Genomic DNA, 9,919 nt, shown 5'->3' with positions numbered 1-9,919 from the left:
ATCCCGCCCGCTCGACGCAGAGCCGGTCGGCGGAGACCTGCTCAACGGAGACCCACTCGACGCCGTCCCGCTCGACGACGACACGCTCGACGCCGCCGCGCTCCTCCGCGCCGAGCACCTCGCCACCGCCCGCGGACGACGCCAGCGCGTCGGCACCGGCATCGACCTCACCGTCACCCGCGGCCGGGTGCTCGCCGTCACCGGCCCGAACGGCGTCGGCAAGTCGACGCTCGGCCTGACGCTCGCCGGACTGCTCCGCCCCGCCGACGGCACGCTCCACGCCACCGAGGCCCTGGCGGACGGAGCCGGACCAGCACCCCACACGTGGACCAGCCGTGCCCTCGCCGCGCGGATCGGCACCGTGTTCCAGGACCCCGAGCACCAGTTCGTCGCCCGCACCGTGCGCGCCGAGCTCGAGGCAGGCCCGCGCGCCCTCGGCCTCCCGGACGCGGAGGCCCGCGCCGACGACCTGCTCGACGCCTTCGCCCTGCGACACCTGGCGGACGCCAACCCCTTCACGCTGTCCGGCGGCGAGCAGCGTCGCCTCGCGATCGGCACCGTCGTCGCCACCCGCCCGCCGGTCGTGGTCCTCGACGAGCCGACCTCCGGCCAGGACCGCGCCACCTGGCAGGCCGTCGTCGACCGCCTCGGTGCCCTCGCCGACAGCGGGACCGCGATCATCGCCGTGACCCACGACCGTGACCTCGTCCGCGCGCTCGACGCCGACGAGGTCGTCCTCACCCCGACCGGCGCGAGACGGCCACCCGACGACACGGGCGTACCGGGCGAGCCAGGCGCAGCAGGCGAGACGGACGCGACCACGGGAGGCGCGTGGTGACCGCCCCGACGACGCCAGCGTCACCGTCGTGGCGGGGCGAGCCTCCCGTCCGGCGCGCCCGCGGCGTCCACGCCGTCCAACCGGTGGCCGTGCTGCTCGGTGTGCTCGGACTCGGCGTCTGTCTCGTGCTGAGTCTCGACGTCGTGTCCGCGCTGGTGGCCCTGGTGATCGAGCTCGCACTGCTGCCGCTCCTGCGCATCCCGGTGCGCACGCTGGTGCTGCGGACGTCGCCGGTGCTGCTCGCGGTGCCCCTGACGGGTCTGAGCATCGCGCTCTACGGGCGCGCCTCCGGTCGCGAGTGGTTCGACCTCGGCTTCGCCCACGTCACCGACGGGTCCCTGGTGCTCGCGCTCGCGACGATGCTGCGCGTGCTCGCCGTGGGGATCCCGTCGGTCGCGCTGTTCGTCCGGGTGGACCCGACGGACCTGGCGGACGGGCTGGGGCAGGTGCTGCGGCTACCGGCCCGGTTCGTCCTCGGTGCGCTCGCGGCCATCCGGATGATGACGCTCCTCGGCGAGGACTGGCGGCAGCTCGGCATGGCCCGACGCGCCAGGGGTCTCGGTGACACCGGACGCCTGCGCCGGGGAGCGTCGATGGCGTTCGCCCTGCTGGTCGTCGCGCTGCGTCGCGCGACGACGCTGGCCGTGGCGATGGAGTCGCGAGGCTTCGGTGCGCCCGGTACGCGGACGTGGGCGCGTCCGGCGCGGTTCGGCGGTCCCGAGCGGGCGACGGTCGCGGTGCTCGTCGGCATCGGGTTGGTCTCGATCGCCGTGGCGGTCGCAGCGGGGACCTGGCGTGCCTGATCGGGCAGGTACGGGTCTGGACGCATCCTCCGATCGGGCGAGGTCGTCCGATCGGGTGGCGTCACCGACACCCGGCCTGGAGGCTCGGCTCGGCCCCGTCACGTCCCTCGCCACCCGAGCTCGGGTCGCCTCCACCACGTCCGGCCGGCGCTCCGTCGTCCTGGTCGACGGCCGGTCCGGCACCGGGAAGACCACGCTCGGCGGTGCCCTGGCGGTCGAACTGGGAGCGCAGCTCGTCCACCTGGACGATGTCTACCCTGGCTGGGACGGCCTGCTGGCAGCGTCGACGGCCGTGGTGGAGGATGTGCTCGGCGTGCCGTCGGGCTACCGACAGTGGGACTGGGAACGGTCGGAACCGGCCGCTTGGGTGTCGTTGGACCCGGCCGCGCCGCTCGTGGTCGAGGGCTGCGGCGCACTGTCCCGCGCGTCGGCGCCCCTCGGCTCCCTGCGGATCTGGATGTCGGCGGACGACGCCGAGCGGAAGCGCCGGGCGATCGACCGAGACGGCGCCGTGTTCGCCGAACAGTGGGACCGGTGGGCCGCGCAGGAGGACGCCTTCATCGCCGTCGAGGACCCCGCGTCACTGGCCGACGTCGTGCTGCGGTCCTGACCCCGCCCGGTCGGTGTGCGCGTCAGGCCCAGCCGAGTTCGTGCAGGCGTTCGTCGTCGATGCCGTACCAGTGCCCGATCTCGTGCACCAGCGTCGTGTGGACCTCGTCGCGGAGTTCCTCGTCGGTGTCGCACTCCGCCAGGTGCTGCTTCCGGAACACCACGATGCGGTCCGGCAGCTCACCGAAGCCGTATTGCCCGCGTTCCGTCTGGGCGACGCCGTCGTAGATGCCGAAGAGCTCAGAGCCGTCCTCGGGTTCGTCCTCGACGACGAACACCACGTTGTCGAGGCCGTCGACCATCTCGTCCGGCAGCAGGTCGAGCTCGTCGGTCACGAGGGCCTCGAACGCCTCGGCGGACATCTCCATCACGGGCTCGATCGTGGCACACGCGGCCGGACGTCAGCCGGGCCGAGCGGTGGAGCCGAGGAACGTCGAAGGCCCCCGTCATCCGACGGGGGCCTTCGACCATGGGGTGAGTAACGGGGCTCGAACCCGCGACCTCCTAGACCACAACCAGGCGCTCTACCAGCTGAGCTATACCCACCATGTTCGTCACCCTGACCTGCGGGGCAACCACTCAATAGTAGTACACGCGGGCGGGTGTCCGGGACACTACTCGGCGGTCGGGCTCGCGAGTCGGGGCGCCCAGGCCTCGACGACCTCGGCGGCTACGGCGCGGACGTCGTCGGTCGTCGGGCCGGGCTCGGCGACGAAGCCCGCGCGGCGGTAGTACTCGAGTTCCCGGATGGACTCGAGGATGTCGGCGAGGGCGCGGTGCCCGCCGTGTTTCTCCGGCGCGTTGAAGTACACGCGCGGGAACCAGCGGCGGCAGAGCTCCTTGATGCTCGACACGTCGACGCTGCGGTAGTGCAGGTGGCCGTCGACGCGGGGCATGTACTTCGCCAGGAACGCCCGGTCCGTGCCGATGGTGTTGCCGGCCAGGGGAGCGCTGCCCTCGGCGGGGACGTGGGCGAGGATGTACTCGAGCACCTGGTACTCGGCGTCCGCGAGGGAGACGCCGTTCGGGATCTCGTCGCTGAGGCCCGACGTGGCGTGCATGTTCGTCACGAACTCGTTCATGTTGTCCAGCGCCGACTGGTCGGGCTTGATCACGATGTCGAACCCGGGGTGCACGGGGTTGAGGTCGAAGTCGGTGATGACCACGGCCACCTCGACGAGTTCGTCGACCTCGACGTCGAGGCCCGTCATCTCGCAGTCGATCCAGACGAGGCGGTCATTCGCGGTTGGCATGCCCCGATCCTATTGCCGGGCACGGACACCCAAGACCGCTCGTGTCCCCGGACGCCCTCGTCCCGGGTGCCCGCGCGGCACTCGCGCTCGACCCGTCGCGCCCCCGCCCCCGTGCCGCCCGAGCCGAGCGGGCGGAATACCGCCGTCGTGCGGCGCTCGCACCCGGCTCTTCCGCCCGCTCGTGCCAGCGGTCGTCGTCCCACGTGCCCGTCGTCGGCCGGCCCGGAACGCCGAGCGGGCGGAATGCCCCGGTCGACTCAGTCGCGGACGTCGGCATTTCGCCCGCTCGACTCGACGTGCGTCCTCGCACGTGACGGGCGGTGGACCGGAACGCCGAGCGGGCGGAATGCCGCGGTCGACTCAGCCGGGGACGCCGGCATTTCGCCCGCTCGACTCGACGTGCGTCCTCGCACGTGACGGGCGGTGGACCGGAACGCCGAGCGGGCGGAATGCCGCGGTCGACTCAGCCGCGGACGCCGGCATCTCGCCCGTTCGACTCGGCGGGCGTCTCGGCGGGCGTCTCGGCGCGCGCACGGAGCCTCCGCGGAGCCACGTGCCCCCAGCAAGGGTCTCGTCGAACGGCCCCCGGGCATCGAGCGGGCGAATCGGCACCGTGGGAGCGCGGCCCGACCCGGGTGTTTCGCCCGCTCGACCGCGGCGGGCACCCCTCGGACCCCTCAGACCATCGGACACCTCGGCCCGTCGGACACCCCAGCCCCTCGGACCTCGGCCTCCCCGCGCCCGCACGCCAAGTCGCCCAATCGCCCAGATGCCCAAGCGTCCAAGCACCCCAGACGCCCCACCCGGCGCACGGCGCAACCAACAGGAGGCCCGGTGCTGGTCCGACGGACCGGCCCCGGGCCTCCCGGCTGGAGCTGGAGCTGCGAGCGGGACCGCTCAGACGGCCTCGCCGGCGGAGATGGCCTCGGCCTCGACGCGCGAGGGCTCCGGCCCGTCGTCCACCCGGCGGAGCGCCCGAGCGGCGACGATCGTCACCACGAACGCCACGGCCACGGACGTCCCCGCGAAGACGTAGGCGGCACTCGGGGAGTACGCGTCGGCGAGCAGGGTGGCCACGGGCGGGGCGATCGCACCGCCGATGAACCGCACGGCGGAGTACGCGCTCGACGCCACGGAGCGGGGGAGGTCGGTGGCCTCCATCACGCACTCGGTGAGCACGGTGTTGAGCACACCGAGCACCAGGCCGCCCACGACGACACAGACGATGAGTCCGGGCTGCGACTTCACGACCACGGCCGCGGCGAACAGGTCGAGCGCCAGCAGCGGCAGCGCGATCCGCAGCACCGTCGTCCGTCGCAGCCGGGCGGTGAGCATCGGGGCGACCCACACCGAGGTGATCGCGAGGCCGACGCCCCATCCGAAGAACGTGAACCCGATGCCGAGTGCCCCGAACCCGAGTGGGAACGGCGTGTAGGCGAGCAGCACGAAGAAGCCGATGTTGTAGAACAGCGCGGTGGCGGCGAGGGCTGCGAGCGTCGGGTGCGTGAGGGCACGGAACGGCGCGGAGAGCTTCGTCGGCGTGGGCTTCTCGAGCCCGGAGGTCTTCAGGAGCACGACGACCGCGATGAAGGCGATCGCCATCAGGGTCGTGACGCCGAAGAACGGCCCGCGCCAGCTGACCGACCCGAGCAGCCCGCCGACGAGGGGGCCGATCGCGATGCCGAGGCCGAGTGCCGCCTCGTACAGGATGATCGCGGACGCGGTGCCACCCGAGGCGGCGCCGACGATCGTCGCGAGCGCGGTCGAGATGAAGAGCGCGTTGCCGAGGCCCCAACCGGCGCGGAAGTCGATGATCGTCCAGACGTCGTTCGACACGGCGGCGAGCACGGAGAACACCACGATGAGCGCGAGCCCGATGAGCAGGGTGCGCTTGGCGCCGATGCGGCTCGACACCCAGCTGGTGAAGAACATCGCGACGCCGGTGACGGCGAGGTAGCTCGTGAAGAGCAGCTCGGTCTGCGCGGGTGTCGCCTTGAGCGAGGCGGCGATCGCCGGAAGGATCGGGTCGACGAGGCCGATGCCCATGAAGGCGACGACGCAGGCGAACGCGATCGCCCAGACCGCCTTCGACTGCTTGAGGATGCTGCCCTTGGCAGCGGAACCGGCAGCGGAACCGGCAGCGGAACCGGCGGCAGCAGGTGCGTGGGCGTTCACGCGGTGATCTCCGTTCTGGTCCTCGTCGCGATGAGGGCCGTTGCTTCGTGCAGGACGTCCCACTGGCCGTCGTCGAGGTCCGCGAAGACCGGTCCGACGGTGCGGGTGAGGGTGGCGCGCCACTCGAGGAGGCGCGCGCGGCCGGCATCGGTGATCCCGATGTGCTGGCCGCGGGAGTCGTCCGGGTCCACGGACCGGGAGACGAGGCCGTCGTCGAGCATCCCGTTGACGAGGCGGGTCATGGTCGGCTGCGACACGCGGGACGCGGTCGCGAGCTCGCCGACCCGGAGCGGCTCGTCGGTCTCCAGGATCCCGAGGGTGCGCCAGACGGCGGAGGAGGTGGTGTTGCCGGACGCCTGGACGGCCCCGCGGATCAGCCGGTTGACGGAGACGAGGAGCGTCTCGATCGTCTCGGCACGCGATGATTCCACGTCTGAACTATATAGCAGGGCTATGGAACAGGCAACGGCGTCCTGGACAGCAGCCCCCTGGTAGACAGGAGGACATGAGCGACATCACCATCCACGAGGGCGACGAGTACACCGCCATCTACCACCAGGGTCCCTTCGACGGCACGACGGACACCCGCACCGCCACCGGCGACGGCATCGAGGACGAGGTGACGGTCTTCGCGGACGTGGAGGGCCTGCAGACGGCCTTCACCTACAAGGCCACGCACACCCGCCACGTGGTCGACCAGGTCTCGGTCGACTACACGTACGAGCCCGACAAGTCCGACCCCGTCGACGACCTGCAGGACCGCGGCGACCGCAGCGGCGAGTTCGACCGGGAGTAGTCCCACCCTCCACGACGTTGCAGGACCACATGCAGCTCGACCTCTGGACGTCCGCCTTCTGCGCACCGTGTGCCGCCGCACGCCGGGTGGCCGCCGACGCGGGACGGATCGTCCCCGGGCTCGACGTGGTCGAACGCGACGTCGCGTCGTACCCCGACGACGCTGAAGACCTCGGCATCCGTTCGACACCCACGATCATCGTGCGGCGGGCGGACGGTGCCGAGGTCTTCCGTTCTCCCGGCGTCCCCTCGCGCGACCAGCTGCTGCTGGCGATCGCGAAGGCGGTCGACTAGCCGGACGGGAGGCCCGGCTCGGCTCCCCGAGTCCACTCCGGTTCAGCGGGTGGTCGCCGCCACTGCCGTGGTCGCCGCTGCGCCATCGGTCGCGTCTCGCGCACCGGCGTGCTGCCGCTGCGTGCGCGGCGCACCGACGACGGTCGGTGCCGGCGGCCGCACGAGTCGGACGACCTGGCGCACGAGGCGCTTCGCCGTGCGGACCGGGACCCCGACCACGAGGACGGCGAACCCCAGGATGGAACGGTCGGCCGGTCCGAGGGCGTTCTTCCGCTCCCACGCCCGGCGCAGCACCCCACCACGGCTCCGTCGTGCGGCCGGTCGGTCGACGAGGGCCCCGACGTCCCGGAGCGCCATCAGCCGATCGGTCCGGATCGCCCAGTCGTCGTCGGGTTCCTGGTGGAAGTAGTTGTCCCTCCTCCAGTCGGGCCGGACCGTTCCGAAGACTCCGCCCAGCAGGTCGATGGCGTCGCCCTCGAGTCCGCTGTCGACGAAGACCTCGTTGATGAGCGGTCGGCTGATCCCGAAGTCCGTCAGCGTGAGCGCCGGGATGCCGCGGGCGACGGCCTCGAGCACGGCGGTCGAGCTGATCGTCACCAGGGCCACCGCGCGGTCCAGGTGGGTCGCCATCGACCCGGTCGCGACGACGAGGTTCGGCGGCGCGTCCGCGGGGACCAGGTCGGCGTACGGGAAGGCCTCCCGGTGCGTCTGCTGCTCGCCGGCGACCGCCCGGGTCTTCACGACGACGCGCCACTCCGGGTGCTGCCTGGCCGTCTCGGCGAGCCACTGCACGACGCGGGCGCGTTCCTCGCGGGTGGGTGGCACGCTCGGCTGCGCGGCGAACACCACGGAGTCGGGTGTGGGCGCGGGGCCGCGGCGGGTGGTGCGGGGAGGTGCTGCGGCGAAGGGCAGCGTCGCGAGTGCGAAGAACGGTTCGACGCCGTTCTCCGCTGCCAGGGCCTCGTAGTCGCGGACCTCGCGGTGGCTGTGGAGCACGAACAGGTCCGCCCGGGCGCGGGAGAACACGCCCTTCCACTTGGCGGGGAAGGAGATCCCGGGCAGCCCGGTGACGAGGACCGGACGACGGGGGACCCGGCGGTGGACCTCCTCGATCAGCAGTTCGGCGACCGGACCGATCACCGACACCAGCACCGCATCCGGCGGGTCCCGGCGGAGGCGTTCCACCACCGCGTCGACGTCGAGCGGCGCCGGCGGCTCGGCGGCCAGGTGTGCGAGCCGGTCGTCGAGCCCGCGGAACGCCGACCGGAGCTGCGCCGGGCTCGCCGTGCGCGGGGTGTGCACCACGAGGAGCTCCAGCGACCACCCGTCGGGCGCCGCCGACAGGAGGTGGGCGCCCCACTTCGCGAAGGAGTCCGTGTCCACGATCCCGACCACGAGCCTCCCGGCCGTGTCGGCGCGGTCACGCGACCGCGCCGTCGTGACCGGACCGCCCGCGCTCACGCGTCGACGCGACGCAGCTTCGCCAGCGGCGCCAGCTCGCCCGGCATGACCCGCTTGACGCCGTCGCCGAGCGCGGTCTCGATGATGCGGACGTCGCGCGCGAGGGTCTGCAGGCCGTGCGGTTCGAGGGACGCGGCGTGGTCGGAGCCCCACATCGTGCGGTCGAGCGTGATGTGGCGCTCGACGGCGGTCGCGCCGAGGGCGACGGCGGCGATCGAGATCTGCAGGCCGGGCTCGTGGCCGGAGTAGCCGACCGGCACGCCGCTGTAGCGCTGGGCGAGGCTGTCGATCATGCGGAGGTTGGCCTCCTCGGGCGGCAACGGGTAGGTCGACGTCGCGTGCATGAGCACGAGCCTTTCGGTGCCGAGGGCGGCGACCGCACGGTCGATCTGCTCCAGCGTGGACATGCCGGTCGACAGGATCACGGGCTTGCCGGTGGCGGCCACCGCGGCGAGCAGGCCGAGGTCCGTGACGGAGGCCGAGGCGATCTTGTAGGCGACGACGTTGAGGTCCTCGAGGAAGTCCACCGACGGTTCGTCCCACGGCGATGCGAACCAGTCGAGGCCGCGGAGCGTGGCGTGGTCGCCGATCTCGATGTACTGGTCGCGGTCGAACTCGACGCGGTAGCGGTACTCGAGGTAGGTCATCTCGCCCCACGGGGTGCTGCGCGGGGTCTGCTTCATGTGCTCGGGTGTGGAGATCGCGGGCGTGCGCTTCTGGAACTTGACCGCCTGGAGCCCGGCGTCGGCCGCGACGTCGATGAGCTGCTTGGCGATGTCGACGTCGCCGTTGTGGTTCAGGCCGATCTCGCCGATGAGGTACGCGGGGTGCCCGGCGCCGATCGTGGACGAGCCGATGTGGACGGTCATGGTGCTCCGTTCGTCGTGGCGAGTTGCCACCAGAGGGGATCGAGTGGCTCCGGCGGTGTTGCGCCGTGGTGGGGGTCGTGCGTGTTGTGGGCTGCGTGCGTGGCGTGCGCCTCGTGCGTTCGGGCGTGCGCCTCGGCCTGGGCCAGGTCGGACTCGTCGTCGATGTCGATCGCACCGCGGGGGTCCACCGAGACGATCTCCACGCGGCCGAAGAACCGGTGCTGGTGCTGGCGGAAGCCGTCCGTGGCGAGGGCGTAGAACGCACCCGTCTCGCGGTGCTCCGGCTCGCGGTCCTGACGGCGGGGACGGACGGCGGCGTCGTGGTTCACCGCGACGGCGTGCCCGGCGGCATCGACGCGCCAGAGGAAGGCGTGCGAGGGCGTGGCCGCGAACACCGCGTCCGCCGAACCACCGATCACGCGGGCGACGGCGTCGTCGAGGTCGGCCGGGTCGATGAAGGGTGACGTGGCCTGGAGGAAGAGGAGCACCTGCGGCTCGTCCCCCGTGGCGCGCAGGGCGTCGAGGGTGTGCAGGAGCGCGGACTCGGACGAGGCCTCGTCGCCCGCGAGCTCCGGCGGGCGGCGGACCACGCGGGCGCCGGCGGCGACGGCCTCGGCGGCGATGTCGTCCCCGTCCGTCGAGACCACGACACCGTCTACGAGCCGGGCGCGCTGGGCGGACTCGATCGCTCGGCGGACCAGTGTGCGGCCGCCCACGGTGCGGAGGTTCTTGCCGGGGATGCCCTTCGAGCCGGCGCGTGCCGGGATGACGGCGACGACGCGCAGGGTGGTCATGCTCGAACGCTAGGGAGGCCGCGTGGCC

General features: G+C 72.5%; 12 protein-coding genes and 1 tRNA gene. 5 read left to right on the top strand and 8 right to left on the bottom strand.

Annotated elements, in window-relative coordinates:
* From OXR63_RS17725 to OXR63_RS17715, 3 genes are all read left to right on the top strand, one after another.
* On the top strand, nt 1-838 hold an 838-nt coding region (locus OXR63_RS17725), incomplete at its 5' end, for an ABC transporter ATP-binding protein (protein ID WP_267425520.1).
* Nucleotides 835-1,641, top strand: a complete 807-nt coding sequence (locus OXR63_RS17720) for an energy-coupling factor transporter transmembrane component T family protein (RefSeq protein WP_267425519.1) — start codon at nt 835-837, stop codon at nt 1,639-1,641. The genes OXR63_RS17725 and OXR63_RS17720, both read left to right, overlap by 4 nt.
* A 55-nt stretch (nt 1,642-1,696) precedes the next feature.
* Nucleotides 1,697-2,251, top strand: a complete 555-nt coding sequence (locus OXR63_RS17715) for an ATP-binding protein (RefSeq protein WP_267425517.1) — start codon at nt 1,697-1,699, stop codon at nt 2,249-2,251.
* A gap of 22 nt (nt 2,252-2,273) precedes the next feature.
* Here OXR63_RS17715 and OXR63_RS17710 read toward each other — a convergent pair whose 3' ends face one another.
* From OXR63_RS17710 to OXR63_RS17690, 5 genes are all read right to left on the bottom strand, one after another.
* Nucleotides 2,274-2,618, bottom strand: a complete 345-nt coding sequence (locus tag OXR63_RS17710; protein ID WP_194629341.1) for a metallopeptidase family protein — start codon at nt 2,616-2,618, stop codon at nt 2,274-2,276.
* A gap of 102 nt (nt 2,619-2,720) precedes the next feature.
* Nucleotides 2,721-2,796: transfer RNA gene (locus tag OXR63_RS17705), tRNA-His, on the bottom strand.
* Between the two features lie 68 nt (nt 2,797-2,864).
* Complete coding sequence (gene orn / locus OXR63_RS17700; protein ID WP_267425514.1) at nt 2,865-3,503, bottom strand: oligoribonuclease; 639 nt, start codon at nt 3,501-3,503, stop codon at nt 2,865-2,867.
* A gap of 897 nt (nt 3,504-4,400) precedes the next feature.
* Nucleotides 4,401-5,678: an MFS transporter gene (locus tag OXR63_RS17695; protein WP_374116154.1), complete on the bottom strand. Its 1,278-nt coding sequence runs from the start codon at nt 5,676-5,678 to the stop codon at nt 4,401-4,403.
* On the bottom strand, nt 5,675-6,109 hold the full coding sequence (locus tag OXR63_RS17690) for a MarR family winged helix-turn-helix transcriptional regulator (RefSeq protein ID WP_267425512.1): 435 nt from the start codon (nt 6,107-6,109) through the stop codon (nt 5,675-5,677). The genes OXR63_RS17695 and OXR63_RS17690 overlap by 4 nt, the downstream gene beginning before the upstream one ends.
* 74 nt (nt 6,110-6,183) lie before the next feature.
* On the opposite strand from OXR63_RS17690, the gene OXR63_RS17685 reads away from it, so the two are divergent.
* Nucleotides 6,184-6,474, top strand: a complete 291-nt coding sequence (locus OXR63_RS17685; RefSeq protein WP_267425510.1) for an oligoribonuclease — start codon at nt 6,184-6,186, stop codon at nt 6,472-6,474.
* Nucleotides 6,475-6,503: 29 nt separating this feature from the next.
* On the top strand, nt 6,504-6,767 hold the full coding sequence (locus OXR63_RS17680) for a thioredoxin (protein WP_267425508.1): 264 nt from the start codon (nt 6,504-6,506) through the stop codon (nt 6,765-6,767).
* A gap of 42 nt (nt 6,768-6,809) precedes the next feature.
* Here OXR63_RS17680 and OXR63_RS17675 read toward each other — a convergent pair whose 3' ends face one another.
* The 3 genes from OXR63_RS17675 to OXR63_RS17665 are packed head-to-tail and all read right to left on the bottom strand — an operon-like array spanning nt 6,810 to nt 9,891.
* A complete protein-coding gene (locus OXR63_RS17675) occupies nt 6,810-8,228 on the bottom strand; it encodes a DUF6716 putative glycosyltransferase (RefSeq protein WP_267425506.1) in 1,419 nt (472 codons plus the stop codon).
* Entirely contained in the window at nt 8,225-9,097 is an 873-nt protein-coding gene (locus tag OXR63_RS17670) for an N-acetylneuraminate synthase family protein (RefSeq protein WP_267425504.1), read from the bottom strand. Before OXR63_RS17670 ends, OXR63_RS17675 begins: the two co-directional genes overlap by 4 nt.
* The gene (locus OXR63_RS17665; RefSeq protein WP_267425501.1) at nt 9,094-9,891 is read right to left on the bottom strand and encodes an acylneuraminate cytidylyltransferase family protein; all 798 of its coding nucleotides are present in this window, start codon (nt 9,889-9,891) and stop codon (nt 9,094-9,096) included. The genes OXR63_RS17670 and OXR63_RS17665 overlap by 4 nt, the downstream gene beginning before the upstream one ends.
* Nucleotides 9,892-9,919 lie beyond the last annotated feature (28 nt).

It is taken from the genome of Curtobacterium sp. GC_Cur_3 (genome assembly GCF_026544205.1).
Classification (GTDB): Bacteria; Actinomycetota; Actinomycetes; order Actinomycetales; family Microbacteriaceae; genus Curtobacterium.
The sequence above is the reverse complement of the archived record's forward strand: the minus strand, read 5'-3'. Positions and strand labels throughout refer to the sequence as shown.